This window comes from Bradyrhizobium iriomotense, from assembly GCF_018129405.1.
GTDB classification, from domain to species: domain Bacteria; phylum Pseudomonadota; class Alphaproteobacteria; order Rhizobiales; family Xanthobacteraceae; genus Bradyrhizobium; species Bradyrhizobium iriomotense_B.
On sequence record NZ_JAFCLP010000014.1, the window covers coordinates 20,122 to 40,911 of the forward strand.

16 protein-coding genes are annotated in these 20,790 nt (G+C 66.3%); all 16 read left to right on the plus strand.

Annotated elements, in window-relative coordinates; genetic code table 11:
* Position 1: 1 nt before the first annotated feature.
* The 16 genes from JQ592_RS25250 to recN all read left to right on the plus strand — a co-directional run bounded on the left by JQ592_RS25250 (position 2) and on the right by recN (position 20,716).
* Positions 2-1,474 (plus strand): UDP-N-acetylmuramoyl-L-alanyl-D-glutamate--2,6-diaminopimelate ligase, encoded by a 1,473-nt coding sequence (locus JQ592_RS25250; RefSeq protein WP_211405483.1) that lies wholly within the window; start codon positions 2-4, stop codon positions 1,472-1,474.
* Positions 1,471-2,850 carry a UDP-N-acetylmuramoyl-tripeptide--D-alanyl-D-alanine ligase gene (locus JQ592_RS25255; RefSeq protein WP_211405484.1) on the plus strand — a complete coding sequence of 460 codons (1,380 nt, stop codon included), beginning with the start codon at positions 1,471-1,473 and terminating at the stop codon, positions 2,848-2,850. Before JQ592_RS25250 ends, JQ592_RS25255 begins: the two co-directional genes overlap by 4 nt.
* 156 nt (positions 2,851-3,006) lie before the next feature.
* The gene (gene mraY, locus JQ592_RS25260; RefSeq protein ID WP_211405485.1) at positions 3,007-4,110 is read left to right on the plus strand and encodes a phospho-N-acetylmuramoyl-pentapeptide-transferase; all 1,104 of its coding nucleotides are present in this window, start codon (positions 3,007-3,009) and stop codon (positions 4,108-4,110) included.
* A gap of 118 nt (positions 4,111-4,228) precedes the next feature.
* Positions 4,229-5,626 carry a UDP-N-acetylmuramoyl-L-alanine--D-glutamate ligase gene (murD, locus tag JQ592_RS25265; RefSeq protein WP_211405486.1) on the plus strand — a complete coding sequence of 466 codons (1,398 nt, stop codon included), beginning with the start codon at positions 4,229-4,231 and terminating at the stop codon, positions 5,624-5,626.
* 35 nt (positions 5,627-5,661) lie between these two features.
* Positions 5,662-5,955, plus strand: a complete 294-nt coding sequence (locus JQ592_RS25270; protein ID WP_211405487.1) for a hypothetical protein — start codon at positions 5,662-5,664, stop codon at positions 5,953-5,955.
* Between the two features lie 101 nt (positions 5,956-6,056).
* The gene (ftsW, locus tag JQ592_RS25275; protein ID WP_211405488.1) at positions 6,057-7,208 is read left to right on the plus strand and encodes a putative lipid II flippase FtsW; all 1,152 of its coding nucleotides are present in this window, start codon (positions 6,057-6,059) and stop codon (positions 7,206-7,208) included.
* 109 nt (positions 7,209-7,317) lie between these two features.
* The gene (gene murG / locus JQ592_RS25280) at positions 7,318-8,418 is read left to right on the plus strand and encodes an undecaprenyldiphospho-muramoylpentapeptide beta-N-acetylglucosaminyltransferase (RefSeq protein WP_211405489.1); all 1,101 of its coding nucleotides are present in this window, start codon (positions 7,318-7,320) and stop codon (positions 8,416-8,418) included.
* Between the two features lie 122 nt (positions 8,419-8,540).
* Positions 8,541-9,944 carry a UDP-N-acetylmuramate--L-alanine ligase gene (murC, locus tag JQ592_RS25285; protein ID WP_211405490.1) on the plus strand — a complete coding sequence of 468 codons (1,404 nt, stop codon included), beginning with the start codon at positions 8,541-8,543 and terminating at the stop codon, positions 9,942-9,944.
* 4 nt (positions 9,945-9,948) lie between these two features.
* Positions 9,949-10,869 (plus strand): UDP-N-acetylmuramate dehydrogenase, encoded by a 921-nt coding sequence (gene murB, locus JQ592_RS25290; RefSeq protein WP_211405491.1) that lies wholly within the window; start codon positions 9,949-9,951, stop codon positions 10,867-10,869.
* Positions 10,870-10,990: 121 nt separating this feature from the next.
* A complete protein-coding gene (locus JQ592_RS25295; protein ID WP_211405492.1) occupies positions 10,991-11,977 on the plus strand; it encodes a D-alanine--D-alanine ligase family protein in 987 nt (328 codons plus the stop codon).
* 348 nt (positions 11,978-12,325) lie between these two features.
* On the plus strand, positions 12,326-13,348 hold the full coding sequence (locus tag JQ592_RS25300) for a cell division protein FtsQ/DivIB (RefSeq protein ID WP_211405493.1): 1,023 nt from the start codon (positions 12,326-12,328) through the stop codon (positions 13,346-13,348).
* Positions 13,345-14,667 (plus strand): cell division protein FtsA, encoded by a 1,323-nt coding sequence (gene ftsA / locus JQ592_RS25305; RefSeq protein ID WP_183241735.1) that lies wholly within the window; start codon positions 13,345-13,347, stop codon positions 14,665-14,667. Before JQ592_RS25300 ends, ftsA begins: the two co-directional genes overlap by 4 nt.
* 87 nt (positions 14,668-14,754) lie before the next feature.
* Entirely contained in the window at positions 14,755-16,542 is a 1,788-nt protein-coding gene (ftsZ, locus tag JQ592_RS25310) for a cell division protein FtsZ (RefSeq protein ID WP_211405494.1), read from the plus strand.
* Positions 16,543-16,902: 360 nt separating this feature from the next.
* Complete coding sequence (gene lpxC / locus JQ592_RS25315) at positions 16,903-17,865, plus strand: UDP-3-O-acyl-N-acetylglucosamine deacetylase (protein ID WP_211405495.1); 963 nt, start codon at positions 16,903-16,905, stop codon at positions 17,863-17,865.
* A 243-nt stretch (positions 17,866-18,108) separates the two neighbouring features.
* The gene (locus tag JQ592_RS25320; RefSeq protein WP_211405496.1) at positions 18,109-19,011 is read left to right on the plus strand and encodes an outer membrane protein assembly factor BamD; all 903 of its coding nucleotides are present in this window, start codon (positions 18,109-18,111) and stop codon (positions 19,009-19,011) included.
* Between the two features lie 16 nt (positions 19,012-19,027).
* Positions 19,028-20,716 (plus strand): DNA repair protein RecN, encoded by a 1,689-nt coding sequence (recN, locus tag JQ592_RS25325; protein ID WP_211405497.1) that lies wholly within the window; start codon positions 19,028-19,030, stop codon positions 20,714-20,716.
* Positions 20,717-20,790: the final 74 nt, after the last annotated feature.

Here is a 20,790-nt window from a genome sequence, read left to right on the forward strand (position 1 = left end):
CATGAAGCTGCGCGACCTCCTAGGTCAGGATGTTTTGGGCAATGATGCCGCAGTCGAGCCCGCTGTCGCGGCGCTCGAGGTGACCGGCGTTGCGCTCGACAGCCGCCTGGTCAGGCCGGGCGATCTGTTCTTTGCGCTCGCGGGCAGCAAGACCGACGGCGCCCGCTTCATCGATGCCGCGATTGCGGCTGGCGCGGTCGCCGTGGCCGGAGAGCACGCGCCGGCCGTCTGCAAGGTGCCGTTCATCGCGGTGGCCAATCCGCGCCGCGCGCTGGCGCTGGCCGCGGCAAGATTCTTCCCGTCGCAGCCCGCGACCATCGCCGCGGTGACCGGCACCAGCGGCAAGACCTCGGTCGCCGCGTTCACGCGGCAGATATGGGAGCGGCTCGGGCACGCCTCGGCCAGCATCGGAACCATCGGTCTCGTGTCGCCGAAACGCACGGTCTACGGCTCGCTGACGACGCCGGATCCGATCGCTCTGCACCGGCAGTTGGATGAGATCGCGCGCGAAGGCGTCACGCATCTCGCCTTCGAGGCGTCCTCGCACGGGCTCGACCAATATCGTCTCGACGGCGTGCGCGTCTCCGCCGGCGGCTTCACCAATCTCTCGCGCGACCACATGGACTACCATCCGACCGTCGCGCATTACCTCGCCGCAAAGCTCCGCCTGTTCCGCGAGCTGATCCCACCGGGCGGTGCTGCCGTGATCTCGGCGGATCACGATTGCTCGGCGGAAGCGATCGATGCCGCGAAGTCGCGCGGGCTGCGCGTGGTGGCGGTCGGACGCAATGGCGATGGAGCAGGCGAGGGCATTCGTCTCACCGAGGCCGTCGTCGAAGGTTTCTCGCAAAAGCTGACGGTCGAGCATCGCGGCAAGAGCTACGCGATCCGGCTGCCGCTGGTCGGTGAGTTCCAGATCGAGAATGCGCTGGTGTCGGCCGGTCTTGCCATCGGCACCGGCAGCGATGCCGCAAAGGTATTTGCCAGCCTCGAGTATCTCGAAGGCGCCAAGGGCCGGCTTGAACGCGTCGGCGAGCGCAACGGCGCGCCGATCTTCGTCGACTACGCGCACAAGCCCGACGCGCTGGCGAAGGCGCTGCAGGCACTGCGGCCTTATGCGAAGCGCAGGCTGATCGTCGTGTTCGGCGCCGGCGGCGATCGCGATGCCGGCAAGCGCCCGATCATGGGCGGGATCGCGGCCGAGAACGCCGACGGCGTCATCATCACCGACGACAATCCGCGCAGCGAGAAGCCGGAAGTGATCCGCGCTGCGATCCTCGCCGCTGCGAAGGGCGCCCGAGAGATCGGTGACCGCGCCGAGGCCATTCGCGTCGCGATCGAGGAACTGGAAGACGGCGATGCGCTGCTCATCGCCGGCAAGGGACATGAGACCGGGCAGATCGTCGGCAGCGAAGTGCTGCCCTTCAGTGATCACGAGGCGGTCGCCGCCGCACTAGCGTCGAGGATTGCATGAGCGCGCCAATTTGGACGGTTGCCGAGGTCGCGCGTGCGCTTGGCGTAGCCGGATCATTTCCTGATACGCCGATCGACTTCGTCACCCAGGACAGTCGGCTGGTAAAGCCGGGCAGCCTGTTCGTCGCCCTCAGCGGCACGCCGAGTGGCGGCTTCATCTCGGCCTTCGCCAGCGCGCGCGACGGCTGGGAGTTCGCGGACAAGGCGGAAGCCGCAGGCGCGGTTGCGATGATCGTGCCGCACGAGATCGCGGGCATCCGCATCCCCCAGATCGTCGTGAAGGACACGCTGATCGACGGTCTCTGGGGCCTCGCGCGCGCGGCACGCGCGCGCTTCCATGGGCCGGTGATCGGGCTCACCGGCAGCGCCGGCAAGACCAGCACCAAGGAATTCCTGGCGGCCTATCCCGACGCCTATGCGAGCCCGTCGAGCTTCAACAATTTCTGGGGCGTGCCGCTGACGCTGTGCAATGCGAAGGCAGATGCCAGCCTCTGGGTCGTCGAGATGGGCATGAACCAGACCGGCGAAATCGCGCGGCTGAGCGAACTCACGCGGCCGACCGTCGCGCTGGTCGTCAACGTCCAGCCCGTGCATCTGGAAAAGCTCGGCTCGCTCGAAGCCATCAGGCGCGAGAAGGTGTCGATTGCCGTCGGCCTGCCCGAGGACGGCGTGTTGGTGCTGCCCGCCGGGATCAAGGCGTCGGAGTGGAAGGGCAAGGTAGTGCGCTTCGGCGAGCATGCCGAGGTGCACGAGGTCGCGCACGCGCCGCACGGCGAGAGCTGGCAGGTCGTGGCCATGATCGGCAAGAAGGAGATCGCCTTCAGCCTGACGCCGGGCGCGCCGCACCGCGTCCAGAATGCGCTTGCCGCGCTCGCCTCGATCCGTGCCGCAAACCTCGATGCGGCGACGCTCGCGATCAAGCTCGACCGGGTCGGCATCATGACCGGCCGCGGCGTCGAGCAGGCGGTCGGCGGCGTCACCGTGATCGACGACAGCTTCAACGGCAATCCGGCCAGCGTTGCTGCGGCGCTGCAGAGCCTGCAGGCGCGCCACATGACCGGCGGTCGCCGCATTGCGGTGCTCGGCGACATGCTGGAGCTGGGCGATGACGCACCGAGCTACCACACCGGCCTCACCAGGCATCTCGAAGGCATCGACGGCGTCTACTGCGTCGGCCCCCTGATGCGCCACCTCTATGACGTTCTGCCGGCTGGCAAGGGCCTCGGCTGGCACGACGATCCCGCCACGCTGAAGCCGGGTGAGGTCGCGAACCTGCTGGAGGCAGGCGATGTCGTGGTTGTCAAGGGCAGCAAGAAGATGTTCTGGGTCAACAAGTTTGTGCCGGGCCTAGTGGCCGCCTTGCAGGCAAAGGCGTAAACTGCTTGGAAGGCGCTGTTCCCAATCCCACCGTTTGCGGCACCAAGCCATTATTTGTCCCAGAGGTCGCCCGACCCATGATGAAGCGAATGCGCGTAAGGCATGGTGAGGCCAAGGGCCAAGACCGCGTGCGAAAGGCGCCATAGGACCGTCTGAATGTTTTACTGGCTGATCGAACTCTCGAATACATTTCCGAGTCTGGGTGCGTTTCGCACCCTCCTGAACGTTTTCCGCTACATCACCTTCCGCACCGGCGGCGCCATCGTCACCGGCGCGCTGTTCGTGTTCCTGTTCGGGCCCTGGATCATCGACCACTTACGCATCCGCCAGGGCAAGGGCCAGCCGATCCGCACCGACGGCCCGCAGTCACATCTGAGCAAGAAGGGCACGCCTACCATGGGCGGCCTGATGATCCTGTCCGGCCTCACGGTCGGCACCGTGTTGTGGGCCAATCCGCTCAATCCCTATGTCTGGATCGTGCTCGCCGTGACGCTCGGCTTCGGCTTTGTCGGCTTCTATGACGACTACCTCAAGGTGACCAAGCAGACCACGACCGGGTTCGGCGGCAAGCTTCGCCTGCTGATCGAGGCGGCGATCGCGCTGGTCGCCTGCTATGCGCTGGTGCGGCTGAACCGCGATCCCGCATCGACCGCGCTGACGATCCCCTTCCTGAAGGACACCGTGCTGCATTTCGGCTGGTTCTTCGTCGTCTTCGGTGCCTTCGTCATCGTCGGCGCCGGCAATGCGGTGAACCTCACCGACGGCCTCGATGGCCTCGCAATCGTGCCCGTGATGATCGCGACCGCGAGCTTTGCGATGATCGCCTATCTCGCCGGCAACGCCGTGTTCGCCGATTATCTGCAGATCAAATATGTCGCCGGCACCGGCGAGCTCGCGGTGCTCTGCGGCGCGCTGTTAGGGGCGGGCCTCGGCTTCCTCTGGTTCAACGCGCCGCCGGCCTCGATCTTCATGGGCGACACCGGCTCGCTCGCGCTCGGCGGCATGCTGGGCGCGATCGCGGTCGCGGTAAAGCATGAGATCGTGCTCGCGGTGATCGGCGGCCTGTTCGTGCTGGAGGCGGTTTCCGTCATCGTGCAGGTGGTCTCGTTCAAGCTGACGGGCAAGCGCATCTTCCGCATGGCGCCGATCCATCACCATTTCGAGCAGCTCGGCTGGACCGAGCCGCAGATCGTGATCCGGTTCTGGATCATCTCGGTGATGCTGGCGCTCGCCGGCCTGTCGACGCTGAAGCTGCGCTGATGGTGGTCGCCGTAATCCAATTTTGCTGTCATTCCGGGGCGACGCGTCAGCGTCGAACCCGGAATCTCGAGATTCCGGGTTCTCGCTTCGCGAGCCCCGGAATGACAGGGGCCCAAGCATGATCCCCGTCACATCCTTCGCCGGCAAGACAGTCGCGGTGTTCGGCCTCGGCGGCTCGGGGCTCGCCTCCTGCCATGCGCTGAAGGCGGGCGGTGCCGAGGTGGTCGCCGCCGACGACAATGCCGAGAACGTCGCCAAGGCCGCGCAGGCCGGTTTCATCACCGCGGATCTGCGCAATGTCTCCTGGGCCAATTTCGCCGCCCTCGTGCTCGCGCCCGGCGTTCCGCTCACCCATCCGGTGCCGCACTGGAGCGTGCTGAAGGCGCGCGAGGCAGGCTGTGAGGTGATCGGCGACATCGAGCTGTTCTGCCGCGAGCGGCGGCGCCACGCGCCGGACGCGCCGTTCGTCGCCATCACCGGCACCAACGGCAAGTCGACCACGACGGCGCTGATCGCACATCTCACGAAGGTCGCGGGCTACGACACCCAGATGGGCGGCAATATCGGCACCGCGATCCTGTCGCTGGAGCCGCCGCGCATGGGCCGCGTCCACGTCATCGAGATGTCGTCCTACCAGATCGACCTCACGCCCTCGCTCGATCCCTCCGTCGGCATTTTGCTCAATGTCAGCGAAGACCATATCGACCGGCATGGCACCATCGAGCGCTACGCCGCCGTGAAGGAGCGCCTTGTCGCGGGCGTGCAGGCGGGCGGCACATCGATCGTCGGTGTCGACGACGGCTATTGCCGCGATGTCGCCGACCGGCTCGACCGCGCCGGCAAGAACGTGGTGCGCATCTCGGTCAAGAATCCCCTCGCCACAGGCATTTACTTCGAGCACGGCAATATCGTGCGCGCCTCGGGCGGCGCCCGCAGCGAGGTCGCCGCGCTCGGCGGCATCGGCTCGCTGCGCGGCCTGCACAATGCGCAGAATGCGGCCTGCGCTGCTGCGGCTGCACTCGCGATGGGTATTAGCCTCGATGTGCTGCAGAACGGCCTGCGCAGCTTTCCGGGCCTTGCGCATCGCATGGAGCAGGTCGGGCGCCGCGGCAACGTGCTGTTCGTCAACGACTCCAAGGGCACCAACGCGGACGCCACCGCGCATGCGGTGTCGTCCTTTGCCGACATCTTCTGGATCGCCGGCGGCAAACCAAAGGCAGGCGGCATCACCAGCCTGACCGGTTTCTTCCCGCGCATCCGCAAGGCCTATCTGATCGGCGAGGCCGCGCAGGAATTTTCGGGCACGCTGGGACAAGTGCCCCACGAGATCAGCCAGACGCTGGACGTTGCGGTGGAGCACGCCGCGCGCGATGCGGAACGTTCCGGCCTCGCCGACGCCGTCGTGCTGCTGTCGCCGGCCTGCGCCTCTTTCGACCAGTACCGCAACTTCGAGATCCGCGGTGCGAAGTTCCGCGAGCTGGTGCAGACGCTGCCGGGTGTGAAGCCGGTGGTGTGAATACGCCGACATTAACGCCCCGGGTGGAATGACGTATGAGCTTGCTGGGCGCCTGGCTGATAGACGACACCGACAAGGTGGCGCTGGCCCGCTTGGGAGATGTCCTGCTCGAGTTCGATGAGAATGGCGGGCTGCGCTACACCATTCGCGAGCAGGGCAAGCGTCAGATCATCAATCTTCGATACCGAGTAGAGGGCTCGACGATTGTCACCGACCAGCCCTCGGCGCCACAAGTTGAACGCACCGAATTCTCGTTCCCCGAGGATGGCGTGCTGACCCTCGCCTTTGGCGGCGTGCCGTATCGGTTCGTCAGGGCATCTGGGCCGTAGTCCGGCACGAACTCTTCCCTCAAAAGTTACCGATCCCATTAACCCCCCGGTAACCAACCTCGGCGACCAATGGACGGACCTCTGTCCGAAAGCGGCCGCCCATGCTCTCCCGTGAAGAACGCACCCCCTTTTCCGAGTGGTGGTGGACCGTCGACAAGCCGCTGATGGGCGCCATCCTGGCGCTGATGCTCACCGGCGTGATCCTGTCGTTGGCGGCGAGCCCGCCGGTTGCGACCCGCATCGGGCTCGATCCTTTCCACTTCTTCAGCCGCCACGTGATGTTCCTCCTCCCGTCCTGCCTGGTGCTGCTCGGGGTGTCCTTCCTGTCGCCGCGCGCAATCCGCCGCTCGGCGCTGATGATCTTCACCGTCAGCATCATCCTGATCGTGGTGACGCTCGCGATCGGCCCCGAGGTGAAGGGCTCGCGGCGCTGGATCACGCTGCTCGGCGTCAACATCCAGGCCTCCGAAATCGCAAAGCCGTCCTTCGTCGTCATCGCGGCCTGGCTGTTCGCGGAATCGACCAAGCGGCCGGAGATGCCGGCGACCTCGATGGCGCTGGTGCTGCTGTTGATGCTGGTCTCGCTGCTGGTGATGGAGCCGGATTTCGGCCAGACCATGCTGATCCTGATGGTGTGGGGCTCGCTGTTCTTCATCGCGGGCATGCGCATGATCTGGGTGTTCGGGCTTGCAGGCGCCGCCGCGGCCGGACTGTTCAGCGCCTACCTGTTCGTCCCGCACGTCGCGGGCCGCATCAAGCGCTTCATGAACCCGGCCTCGGGCGACACCTTCCAGGTCGATACCGCCATGGAGGCCTTCTACAACGGTGGCTGGCTCGGCCTCGGGCCGGGCGAGGGCATCGCCAAGCGCAGCCTGCCGGACAGCCACACCGACTTCGTGTTCGCGGTCGCCGCCGAAGAGTTCGGCATCGTCCTGTGCCTGGCCATGCTGGCGCTGTTCGCCTTCGTCGTCATCCGCACGCTGTCGCGCGCCTATGCCAATGAGGACATGTTCTCGCGCTTCGCGGCCTCTGGGTTAGCGATCCTGTTCGGCGTGCAGGCGGCGATCAACATGTCGGTGAACCTGCAGCTCATCCCCGCCAAGGGCATGACGCTGCCGTTCATCTCCTATGGCGGTTCCTCGATCGTCTCGCTCGCCTATGGCGTCGGCATGATGCTGGCGCTGACGCGGCTGCGCCCGCGCACCGAGGTCGAGGCCAGCGGCCATGCCGAGGCGATGCGGAGTTACGCGTAGTCTTCGTCATTGCGAGCGCAGCGAAGCAATCCAGAATCCCTCCGCGGGGACAGTCTGGATTGCTTCGCTGCGCTCGCAATGACGGCAAAGGCCTTGTAAAAGGGCGCTTATGGACACCTCCCCCCTGATTCTTCTCGCCGCGGGCGGCACCGGCGGCCATCTGTTTCCGGCCGAGGCGCTCGGCGTCGAGCTGATCCGGCGTGGCTTTCGCGTCCGCCTCGTCACCGACGAGCGCGCGCTGCGCTATAGCGGGCTGTTCAGCAAGGACATGATCGACGTCGTCAGAAGCGAGACCGCGCGTGGCCGCAATCCGTTGCAGCTCGCCTATGCCGGCCTCACGCTCGCCCTCGGCACGCTGTCGGCCTACGGCCTGATCAAGCGATTGAAGCCGGCCGCCGTCGTCGGCTTCGGCGGCTATCCGACGCTGCCGCCGCTGGTCGCCGCAAAATTCGCAGGCGTCCCCGGCATCATCCACGACGCCAATGCGGTGCTCGGTCGCGCCAACCGGTTCCTGTCGAGCCGCGTCCGTGCCATCGCGACATCCTTGCCCGGCGTGCTCGATCGCGATCCGGCGCTGTCAGGCAAGACCACGACGGTCGGCACACCGATGCGGCCCGCGATCCTCGCGGCGGCTGCCGTGCAATACACTGCGCCGGAAACCAACGGTCCGCTGCGCCTGCTCGTCGTCGGCGGCAGCCAGGGCGCGCGCATCATGGCCGACATCGTCCCGGGCGCGATCGAGCGACTCAAGCCAGCGCTGTGGAGCCGCCTCATCCTGACCCAGCAGGTGCGCGAAGAGGACACGGCGCGTGTCCGCGCGGTGTACGACAAGCTCAAGATCAAGTTCGAGCTCGCGCCGTTCTTCACCGATTTACCGGCGCGGCTCGCCTCCAATCATCTGATCGTGTCGCGCTCCGGCGCCGGCACCGTCGCCGAGCTTGCCGCAATCGGACGGCCCTCGATCCTGGTGCCGCTGCCGGGCTCGATCGACCAGGATCAGTTCGCCAATGCCGGCGTGCTGGCCAAGGTCGACGGTGCGATCCGCATCCCGCAGACCGAGTTCACCTCCGACCGCCTCGCCGCCGAAATCTCCGCTTTCGCCGCCGAACCGGCACGCCTTGCCGCGATGGCTGCGGCCGCGAAGGGGGCGGGGCGGCTCGATGCCGCCGAGCGGCTGGCCGATCTGGTGGTCAAGATCGCGGGACTCTGACGCGAAAAAGCCCTTGTCATGGCCTTCCAAAGCGGGGCATCCAGTAGGAAGGGCGCGCGGCTGATTTGGCCGTGACCTTCGCCAGATGCCGCCTTTCCGGCGGCAAGGTCAGGGAACAGAGCATGAGACTGCCGCGCGAGATCGGACCCATCCACTTCGTCGGGATCGGCGGGATCGGCATGAGCGGCATCGCCGAGGTGCTGGTCAATCTCGGTTACGCCGTGCAGGGCTCCGACGCTTCCGACAACTACAATCTCGACCGCCTGCGCACGAAGGGCGCGAAGGTTTCGGTCGGCCACAAGGCCGAGAATGTCGACGGTGCCGAGGTCGTCGTGGTCTCCACCGCGATCAAGCGCGACAATCCGGAACTGATGGCGGCGCGCGAACGCCGCATTCCCGTGGTGCGCCGCGCCGAGATGCTGGCCGAGCTGATGCGGCTGAAGAGCTGCGTCGCCATCGCCGGCACCCACGGCAAGACCACGACGACCACGATGGTCGCAACGCTGCTCGATGCCGGCGGGCTCGACCCCACCGTGATCAACGGCGGCATCATCAATGCCTACGGCTCCAACGCGCGGTTAGGTGCCGGCGACTGGATGGTGGTGGAGGCCGACGAGAGCGACGGCACGTTCCTGAAGCTGCCGACCGATGTCGCGATCGTCACCAATGTCGATCCCGAGCATCTCGACCACTTCAAGACATTCGAGGCCGTGCAGGACGCGTTCCGCCATTTCGTCGAGAACCTGCCGTTCTACGGCTTTGCCGTGATGTGCATCGACCATCCCGTGGTGCAGAGCCTCGTCGGCAAGATCGAGGACCGGCGTATCATCACCTACGGCGAGAATCCGCAGGCCGATGCGCGGCTGGTCGATCTCACCGCGGGTGGTGGCGGCTCGAAGTTCAAGGTCGTGATCCGCGACCGCAAGACCGGCGCTACGCATGAGATCGCCGACCTCGCGCTGCCGATGCCGGGTCGGCACAACGCCTCGAATGCGACGGCTGCGATTGCAGTCGCTCACGCGCTCGGTGTCTCGGACGAGGCGATCCGCAAGGCGATCGCAGGCTTCGGCGGCGTCAAGCGCCGCTTCACCAAGACCGGCGAATGGAACGGCGTCACCGTGATCGATGATTACGGCCATCACCCCGTGGAGATTGCAGCGGTGCTGAAAGCGGCGCGCGATTCCTACACCGGCAAGGTGATCGCCGTGGTGCAGCCGCATCGCTACACCCGCTTGCAGTCGCTGTTCGAGGAATTCTGCACCTGCTTCAACGACGCCGATGCGGTTGTCGTCGCCGAGGTCTATGCCGCCGGCGAAGCGCCGATCGAAGGCATCGACCGCGATCATTTCGTTGCGGGCCTGCGCGCGCATGGTCATCGCGAGGTGATCCCGCTGCCGGCAGCAACAGAGCTCGCCGGCATCGTCAAGGGACTGGCGAAATCCGGCGATCTCGTCGTGTGCCTTGGCGCCGGCAACATCACGCAATGGGCGTATGCACTGCCCGGCGAATTGAAGGCGCTGGGGTAGGGCGGTGAGCTTCCCCGACATCACACCTTCACTCAAAGCCGCGATGCCCGAACTTCGCGGCCGGCTGCTCGCCAACCAGTCGCTGGCCGAGCTCACCTGGTTTCGCGTCGGCGGCCCCGCACAGGTGCTGTTCACGCCGGCGGACGAGGACGATCTCGCCTACTTCCTCGCGCATCTTGCTTCCGACATCCCCGTCTATGTCATCGGCGTCGGCTCCAATCTGATCGTGCGCGATGGCGGCATTGCCGGCGTCGTGATCCGGCTGGCACCGCGCGCCTTCGGCGAGGCGACCGCGAGCGGCGACATCGTCACCGCAGGCACTGCCGCGCTCGACAAGCGCGTGGCTGAGGTGGCAGCAAGCGCCAATATCGGCGGGCTCGAATTCTATTTCGGCATTCCCGGCACGATCGGCGGCGCGCTGCGCATGAATGCGGGCGCCAATGGCGGGGAGACCAAGGACGTGCTGATCGAAGCGCGCGGCGTCGGGCGCGACGGCACGAAGCACGTGTTCTCCAACGCCGACATGAAGTTCGTCTATCGCAACAGCGGCGTCGATCCCTCCATCATCTTCACCTCCGCGCGTTTTCGCGGCGAGATCAGGGATACTGATGCAATCCGCGCGCGCATGGCGGAGGTGCAGAGCCACCGCGAGAGCGCGCAGCCGATCCGCGAAAAGACCGGCGGCTCGACCTTCAAGAATCCGCCCGGCCATTCGGCCTGGAAGCTGGTCGATGCCGCCGGCTGCCGTGGCCTGCGCGTCGGCGGCGCGCAGGTGTCGGAGATGCATTGCAATTTCCTGATCAACACCGGCGATGCCACCGCCCACGACATCGAGACGCTCGGCGAGACCGTGCGCGAGCGAGTGAAGGCGAATTCGGGAATTGAGCTGCACTGGGAAATCAAGCGGATCGGGATTCCCGCGTGAGTGTCATTCCGGGGGCGCGAAGCGCAACTATGGTGCGCAATTGCGCACCTGAGAATCTCGAGATTCCGGGTTCGATGCTGCGCATCGCCCCGGAATGACAACTGGATAGGTAACTGAAGACATGCGCATCACCATCCTCTTCGGCGGCTCCAACCGCGAGCGTCTGGTTTCGGTCGCCTCGGCGCAGGCGTTGCATCAGGCGCTGCCGGAGGCTGACCTCTGGTGGTGGGACGTCGAGGACAAGGTGCATGTGGTGCAGTCCAAGCAGCTGCTCGAACATGCCCGCCCGTTCGAGGACGAGTTCAAACCCGGCACATCAGGCATTCCGCTCGCGCAGGCGCTCGACCGGGCCAAGGCGGAAGATCGCGTGCTGGTGCTCGGCCTGCATGGAGGAAGCGCGGAGAACGGCGAATTGCAGGTGATGTGCGAGGCGCGCGGCGTGCCGTTCACCGGCTCGGGCTCGGCCTCCTCGCATCTCGCCTTCGACAAGATCGCGGCCAAGCGCTTCGCCGCGCTCGGCGGCGTCACGCCGCCGGCCAACGTTGCGCTCGAAGACATCGACGAGGCCTTCGCCGAATATGGCCGGCTGATCGCAAAGCCTGCGCGCGACGGCTCGAGCTACGGCCTGATCTTCGTCAACGCCAAGCAGGATCTCGTCGCCGTCCGCAACGCGGCCAGGCACGAGGAGTACGTCATCGAGCCCTACATCGCCGGTGTCGAGGCAACCTGCGGCGTGCTGGAGCGCGCCGACGGCTCGATCATCGCGCTGCCGCCGATCGAGATCATTCCGGGCGAGGGCAATTTCGACTACGCCGCGAAATATCTATTGAAGTCGACCCAGGAGATCTGCCCCGGTCGTTTCGCCCCCGAGATCACCGCCGCGCTCAAGGAGCAGGCGATGCTGGCGCACCGGGCGATGTCCTGCACCGGGTATTCCCGGTCGGACTTCATCGTCTCGGAAAGGGGCCTTGTCTACCTCGAAACCAACACGCTGCCCGGGCTGACCAAGTCGTCGCTCTACCCCAAGGCGCTGAAGGCGGAGGGCATCGCGTTCGTCGATTTCCTGCACGGCCTGGTCGAGCTCGCCGGGCGGGGCGTGCGGAAATAGTTAGGACTGGTTAACGGCCGGGCGGGCGAAACGGCCCGATTTGGGGCCCAAATCCGGTAAAATGCCGGACATCGCGGCATAAATGCCTCACATGGCTGGGCAAAAAGCGTCCGGCGTTAACGAACTTTACCTTTTGTTTACCAGGACATCCGAAGGTTAACGCTGGCGGCGCATATGGCGCTTTGGCTGCCGGCGCGTGAGCTGTGGCGGGTGATGTCACCCTCCAGCGAACGCTTTGAAGGGGAGAGGCTTCTTCTGCTGAAGACCAGCACCCGGCCCCGGCACCGAGACGTCATGTTCGCCAGGATCCGCGCGATGTCGCGGGCAAACTGTTGACGAGCTCGTGCAATGGATGGAGCAGGAAGCCTCACCCGGTCGCTTTTCAGATCGCTGAGGCCCCAAGCTGACCTGAAGGCGGCCGCTATCGGAGCGGTCGTGCTTCTGCGCGAGTGGGTGCAGGACAAGCGTGACGAGAAGCGCGCTGCCGCCAAGATCAAGACCAAAGCCAGGGCCAAGGCCGTCGTCGAGCGCGAGCCGCCGCCGCGCGTGGTCGCGCTGGTCGAGCGCTATCTGCCGCGCCGGGTCGGGATCACCATGACCGTGCTGCTGCTGATCGGGAGCTGCGGCTTCGGCATCGTCAGGGGCGGCCATCTCCAGGACTTCATCACGGCGGTCAGCGACGCCCGCAACGCCATGGCCAATTCCGCCGGCTTCCGCATCACCTCCGTGGTGATCAACGGCCGCAAGCAGCTGACCCAGGACGAGATCCTCGCGATCGGCGGCGTCAGCGGCCGCTCCTCGCTGCTGTTCCTCGACGCCGACGTCGTGCGCGAGAAGCTCAAGGCCAATCCCTGGATCGCGGATGCGACGGTGCTGAAGCTCTATCCGGGTCGGCTGATGATCGACATCACCGAGCGCCAGGCCTTCGCGCTCTGGCAGGAGGCCGGCCGCCTCTCCGTCATCGCCGATGATGGCGCCGTGCTCGAGCCTTACGTCTCGCGCCGCTTCCTGTCGCTGCCGCTCGTGGTCGGCAAGGGCGCCGACACCCAGGCCCGCGATTTCCTGGCGCTGCTGGCGCGCTATCCGCAGGTCAATGCGGTGACCAAGGCCGCCGTCTATGTCGGCGAGCGGCGCTGGAACCTGAGGCTGAAGGACGGCCTCGACATCCGCCTGCCCGAGCAGGACGTCGGCAACGCGCTGGCGATGCTGTCCAGGCTCGACAAGGAAGACCGGCTGTTCTCCCGCGACATCGTCGCCGTCGACATGCGCCTGCCGGATCGGCTGGTGGTGCAGCTGTCCGACGACGCCGCCAAGGCGCGCGAAGAGCAGTTCAAGGACAAGAAGAAAAAGAAGGCCGGGGACGCTGCATGACCGGTCTTGATCGCACCCAGACGCCGAAGACGCGCCAGATGCCGCACAAGCGCGGCGGTCTGGTCGCCTGCCTCGATATCGGCACCAGCAAGATCGCCTGCATGATCGCGCGGCTGAAGCCGTCGGCGCCGAGCGAAGCCTTGCGCGGTCGCACCCACGCGGTGGAATTGATCGGCTACAGCCAGATCCAGGCGCGCGGCATGAAGGCCGGCGCGGTGATCGATCTCGGTGAATGCGAGCAGGCGGTGCGCCAGGCCGTCGCGCTGGCGGAGAAGATGGCCAAGGTGCGGGTCGAGTCCGTGCTGCTCTCGGTGTCCGGCGGCCGGCTCTCCGGCCAGCTCGTCGAAGCCGCCGCCGACATCCGCGGCGGCGCCGTGACGCCCGCCGACGTCAGCCGCGTCACCTCCACCGGCATGCGCCACGCCACCGGCGAGGGCCGCACCGTGCTGCACGCGCTGCCGGTTGGCTACACGCTCGACGGCGTCAAGGGCATCCGCGATCCTCGCGGCATGGTCGCGCACCAGTTCGGCGTCGACATGAACGTCGTCACTTGCGATGCCACCGTGGCGCGGAACCTGATGCTCGCGGTGGAGCGCTGCCACATCAATGTCGAAGCCATGGCAGCGAGCCCCTATGTCGCCGGATTGTCGGTGCTGACCGACGACGAGGCCGATCTCGGCGCTGCCGTCGTCGAAATGGGCGCCGGCACCACCACGATCGCGGTCTATTCCGGCGGCCGTTTCGTGCATGCGGCCGGTTTTGCGGTCGGCGGGCAACACATCACGATGGATCTTGCGCGCGGACTCTCCGCGACCATTGCCGATGCCGAGCGAATCAAGACGTTATACGGGACCGTCATCACCGGCGGATCGGACTCGCGTGAGCTGATGTCTGTGCCGACAGCCGGTGACGAGCAGGATCTGCCGCAGATCGTCTCCCGCGCCACCATCGCCAATATCGTCAAGCACCGTGCCGAGGAAATCTTCGAAATGGTCCGGGACAGGCTGAAGGATTCGCCGTTCGCGTCAGAGCCCAACGGCCGCGTCGTGCTCTCGGGTGGTGCCTCGCAGCTGACCGGTCTCGTCGAACTCGGAACACAGATACTCGGCCGGCCCGTGCGGGTCGGACGTCCCCTCGGCTTCGGCCGGCTGCCCAACGAGGCGAAGAACGCCGCGTTCGCGGTGCCGGCCGGCCTCCTCGTCTACCCGCAATATGTTCACCAGGAACATGTCGAACCGCGGCATACGCGGCAGCAGGTCAGGACAGGGACCGGCGGTTATTTCGGAAAGGTGGGACGATGGCTACGCGAGGGCTTCTGATGACTCCTTTCCGCAATTTCCCATTTTCACCAACTCCCGCGGCCGCCGGCCGGGGCGAACCCACGCGCGCGTGATCGAGAGGCAACCATGACCATCAGCATCAATGTTCCTGATATTCACGAACTGAAGCCCCGGATCACCGTGTTCGGCGTCGGCGGCGCCGGCGGCAACGCCGTCAACAACATGATCACGGCGGGCCTGCAGGGCGTCGACTTCGTGGTCGCCAACACCGACGCGCAGGCGCTGACGATGTCGAAGGCGCAGCGCATCGTGCAGATGGGCACGGCGGTCACGCAGGGCCTCGGCGCAGGTTCGCAGCCGAACGTCGGCGCCGCTGCGGCGGAAGAGGTGATCGACGAACTGCGCGACCATCTCTCGGGCGCCAACATGGTGTTCGTCACCGCCGGCATGGGCGGCGGCACCGGCACCGGCGCTGCACCCGTGATCGCCAAGACCGCGCGCGACATGGGCATCCTCACCGTGGGCGTCGTCACCAAGCCGTTCCACTTCGAGGGCGGCCGCCGCATGCGCACCGCCGAAGCCGGCATCAACGAGCTGCACAAGGTCGTCGATACGCTCCTGATCATCCCGAACCAGAACCTGTTCCGGGTCGCCAACGAGAAGACCACCTTCGCCGACGCCTTCGCGATGGCCGACCAGGTGCTCTATTCGGGCGTTGCCTGCATCACCGACCTGATGGTCAAGGAAGGCCTGATCAACCTCGACTTCGCCGACGTCCGCGCCGTGATGCGTGAGATGGGCAAGGCGATGATGGGCACCGGCGAAGCCTCCGGCGACAAGCGCGCGCTGACCGCCGCGGAAGCTGCGATCGCCAACCCGCTGATCGACGATAGCTCGATGAAGGGCGCCAAGGGCCTCCTGATCTCCATCACCGGCGGCAAGGACCTCACCCTGTTCGAGGTCGACGAGGCCGCGACCCGCATCCGCGAGGAAGTCGACCAGGACGCCAACATCATCGTCGGCGCCACCTTCGACGAAGCCCTCGACGGCCTGATCCGCGTCTCGGTCGTCGCCACCGGCATCGAGCAGGCTGCGATCGCCCGCAACAGCCAGGCGACCTCCGCTCCGGTCGCGAACGCTGCGCCGCAGGTGCAGCAGGCTCCCGCAGCTCCAGCCGCGGCCGCCGAGAGCCGTCTCGCCGACCTCACCGCGCGTCTGCGCGCTGATAACCAGCGTCTGGCCGAACGTGCCCAGAAGCTGGAAGCCCAGGTCCCGGCCTCCGCTCCGGCTCCGGCTACTCCGCGCCCGAACGTCGAGCGCGCGGCGCTCGCCGCCATCGCGGCTGCCGTTGCTGAGGTCCCGCAGGCGCCAGCGCCGCAGACCTATGGCGACGTCACCGTGCGGCCGATCGCGCAGAAGCCGACCCTGTTCCCGGAGCCTGACATGGCCCCGGTCGCGATGCAGGAGCCGATGACGCCGGAAAACTTCATCCCCCCGCAGGCCGAGCGTCCGCCGGTCCGTGCGCCGAGGATGCCGCGGATCGACGAGCTGCCGATGCCGGCCCAGGCCGAGCTTCGTCAGGCCCGCGGTGAGGTGGAAGAAGAGGCCCCGCAGAAGAGCCGCCTGTCACTGCTGCAGCGCCTTGCCAATGTCGGCCTCGGCCGCCGCGAGGAGGAGAGCGAGCCGCCGGTGGCCGCTCGCACCGCCGGTCCCGCCATGCCGCCGCTGCCCGAGCGCCGGGCGCAGAAGACCGTGGCGCAACAGATCGCGGCTAGCGAGCCGGTATCGGAGTATGCCCGACGTCCCGCGCCGCAGGGCCTCGACATGCATGGCCGTCCCGCGCCTGTTGCGCCGGCGCCACAGGGTGACGACCATCTTGATATCCCGGCTTTCCTGCGGCGGCAGGCGACCTGAGGATTGTTACAATAAGGCAGACGAAAAAAGGTCCCGGCGAGAAGCTTGCCGGGACCTTTCCTTTGCTCCCGGAAATGACCGGATTGCATAGCCAAGCAACTGATTTTAAATCATTAATTATGTATTCGGTGGTTCAGTGAACCCGCCGGCAGCGGCCCAAAACCTCGGCCCAATTTGGTTAAGCCTTGGCGCGAATACGGCAGGTTTGGGGTAACAATCGGTAAAAAACCGTGAGTTGGCGCTGTTTGAGGCAGCAACTATGGTTTGCCGTGACTTGGGGATACGGATTCGCACGACGGTCTAGGCCGATCGGTTGGGTCGAGTATAAGTCGCAATGGGTCGTAGTGGGGCGGGTTCCTGATGAAATTTAGCCGGCAAACAACGCTTCGTGCGCAAGCCACCGTGGCCGGCGTCGGCGTTCATTCCGGTCTTCCCGTCACTCTCACGCTTGGGCCTGCGCCTATCGACGCGGGTTTTATTTTTGTCCGCACGGGCCTCGAGGGAAGTGACCGCGAAGTTCAGGCGACCGCCGATCAGGTGATCGCGACCGACCTCGCCACCGTCCTCGGCGATCGTAACGGTCCGCTCGTCTCGACCGCCGAGCATGTGCTTGCTGCACTGCGCGGCATGGGCGTGGATAACGCCACGATCGAGCTCGACGGGCCGGAAGTGCCCATCATGGACGGCAGCGCCGCGGCCTTCGTTGCCGCCATCGACCAGGCCGGCATCGTCACCCAGTCCGCGCAGCGCCGCTTCATCCAGGTTTTGAAGCCGATCTCGGCCAAGATCGGCGACTCCTTCGGCGAGATCCGGCCCTATGCCAACGGGTTCCGCGCCGAGGTCGAGATCGACTTCACCAATCCCGTCATCGGCCAGCAGAGCTACGCACTCGAGCTCAACCCGGAACGTTTCCGCCGCGAAATCGGCCGTGCCCGGACCTTCGGTCTGATGTGCGACGTCGCCCGGCTCTGGAGCGCGGGCTATGCCCTCGGCGCCTCCTTCGACAACACCGTCGTGTTCGACGAGGAGCGGCTGCTCAACACCGAGGGCCTGCGCTACGCCGACGAATGTGCCCGTCACAAGGTGCTGGACGTGATCGGTGACCTCGCGCTGGCCGGCCTGCCGCTGCTTGGCGCCTACCGTTCGGTCCGTGGCGGCCACAAGCTCAACCACGCCGTCCTGACCGCTCTGCTTGCCGACCGTACCGCTTGGCGCGTGGTCGAGGGCGAGGCGGTGCGTCGCACCACCCGTCCAGTGGGCGAAGTCGGTCGCGGCATTGTCGGCGGCCGGATCGCTGCGGCCTACGGGCCGGACGTGTCCTGAAGGGACCAGCCGCCGCGGGCATATGACGGCAACCTGCCCCGGGAAACTCCTGGTAACCATGATCGGCTAGCATTGCGGCATGTTCGCCTTAATCCGGGCGAAATGCCTGCCTATCCGGTCGGTTAAGGATCGTTTTTGGATACACCGGCGTGGTCGCATGGCAGGCACCACGCACCATTTCGCGCCCATGACGGGATTCATGGGCTGGCGGGCACTGCATCACAGGGCGTCAGGGCAAAACTCATGTCGGCACAGCGTATGACGCGCGGATCTCTTTCGATTTCGCCAAAGGCCTCGATTGCGGCCCGTGGGCTGCTCCAGGCTGTCACCTTCGTCCTGCTCGCGCTGCCGCTGGCCGGCTGCGGCACCGGCGACCTCTGGGACAAGTTCACCGCCAAGGACGACACCTTCGTCGAGGAGCCCGCCGACAAGATCTACAATGAGGGCCTGTACCTCATGAACGAGAAGAAGGACATGAAGGCGGCGAACAAGAAGTTCGAGGAGGTCGACCGCCAGCATCCTTATTCCGATTGGGCCCGCAAATCGCTGCTGATGTCGGCCTACGCCTCCTACCAGGGCGGCGACTATGACGGCTGCATCGGCGCCGCCACCCGCTACGTCACGCTGCATCCCGGCAGCCCGGACGCGGCCTATGCGCAATACCTGATCGCCGCCTCGCATTACGACCAGATCCCGGACATCAGCCGCGACCAGAGCCGCACCGAGAAGGCGATCGCCTCGCTGGAAGAGGTGGTGCGCAAATATCCGACGTCCGAATATGCGACCTCCGCCAAGGCCAAGATCGAGGGCGCCCGCGACCAGCTCGCCGGCAAGGAAATGAACGTCGGCCGCTACTACATGCAGAAGCGCGACTACACCGCCGCGATCAACCGCTACAAGGCCGTCGTCACCCAGTACCAGACCACGCGCCACGTCGAGGAGGCGCTCTACCGGCTGACCGAAGCCTATATGGCGATCGGCATCGTCGGCGAGGCGCAGACCGCGGCCGCCGTGCTCGGCCACAATTTTCCTGACAGCCGCTGGTACAAGGACGCCTATAATCTTGTAAAATCGGGTGGTCTCGAGCCGAGCGAGAATCAGGGGTCCTGGATCAGCAAGACCTTCAAGAAGATGGGCCTCGGCTAGGAAATTTTGGGGTTCCATGCTGGCGCGTCTGTCGATCCGTGACATCGTCCTGATCGAACGGCTCGATATCGAATTCGCCACCGGCCTTGCCGTTTTGACCGGCGAAACCGGGGCGGGCAAATCCATTCTGCTCGATGCCTTTGCGCTGGCGCTCGGCGGCCGCGGCGATGCCGGCCTCGTGCGCCACGGCGCGGAGCAGGGGCAGGTCACCGCCGTCTTCGATATCCCGAAGAATCACCCCGCGACGAAGATCCTGGCCGAGAACGGGCTGGACGACGCGAGCGTTGCAGAGTCTTGCGAGATGATTCTGCGCCGGGTCCAGCTCGCCGACGGCCGCACCCGCGCCTTCATCAACGACCAGTCGATCAGCGTGCAGACGCTGAAGGCGGTCGGCACCGCCTTGGTCGAGATCCACGGCCAGCATGACGAGCGCGCGCTGGTCGATGCCGCCACGCATCGCCGCCTGCTCGACGCCTTTGCCGGCCTGGAGAAGGACGTCGCAGCGGTCGAAGAGCTGTGGGACGCCCGCCGTACCGCCAATACCGCTCTGGAAGAGCATCGCGCCGGCATGGAGCGCGCCGCGCGCGAGGCCGACTATCTGCGCCACGCCTCCGACGAGCTGAAGCAGCTCGCGCCGAAGGAGGGCGAGGAGACGTCGCTGGCCCAGCGTCGCACCACGATGATGCAGGGCGAGAAGATCGCCTCCGATTTGCGCGAGGCGGAGGAGGCGGTGTGCGGCAACCATTCGCCGGTCGCGGCCCTGTCGGCGGCGGTGCGCCGGCTTGAGCGCCGCGGCGTCAACTCGCCGGCGCTGGTCGAGCCCGCGGTGAAGGCGATCGACGCCGCAATCAACGCGCTGGAGGAAGCCGACCAGCATCTCCAAGCCGCGCTGGCCGCGACCGACTTCGACCCGGCCGAGCTCGAACGCATCGAGGAGCGGCTGTTCGCCCTGCGTGCCGCCTCGCGCAAATATTCGACCCCGGTCGACCAGCTCGCGGCGCTCGCCGCCAAATACGCCGCCGATGTGGTGCTGATCGACGCCGGTGCCTCGCAGTTGAAGAAGCTGGAGCAGGCCGCGATCGAGGCAGATAGCCGCTATGCGGCCGCCGCCAAGAAGCTGTCGCTGGCGCGGCAGAAGTCGGCGGAAAAGCTCAACAAGGCCGTCAATGCCGAGCTCGCCCCGCTCAAGCTCGAACGCGCCAAATTCATGACCCAGGTCGAGACCGACGAAGCCACTCCGGGCCCGCAAGGGTTCGACCGCGTCGAGTTCTGGGTGCAGACCAATCCGGGCACCAAGCCGGGGCCGCTGATGAAGGTCGCCTCCGGCGGCGAGCTGTCGCGCTTCCTGCTGGCGCTCAAGGTCGTGCTGTCCGATCGCGGCTCGGCGCCGACGCTGGTGTTCGACGAGATCGACACAGGCGTCGGCGGTGCGGTCGCGGATGCCATCGGCGGGCGCCTGGCGCGGCTTGCCGGCAAGGTGCAGGTGATGGCCGTGACCCATGCCCCGCAGGTTGCCGCGCGGGCCGACCAGCATCTGCTCATCTCCAAGGACGCCCTCGACAAGGGCAAGCGCGTCGCCACCCGCGTCAATGCGCTCGCCGCCGAACACCGCCGCGAGGAGATCGCTCGCATGCTCGCCGGCGCCGAGATCACGGCCGAGGCGAGGGCGGCCGCGGAGAGGCTGCTGAAGGCGGCGACGGCTTGATTCACTTGTCCCGGACGCGGCGCAGCGCATAGCGCTGCTCCGCAGAGCCGGGACCCAGAATGCCGCCGCATGGG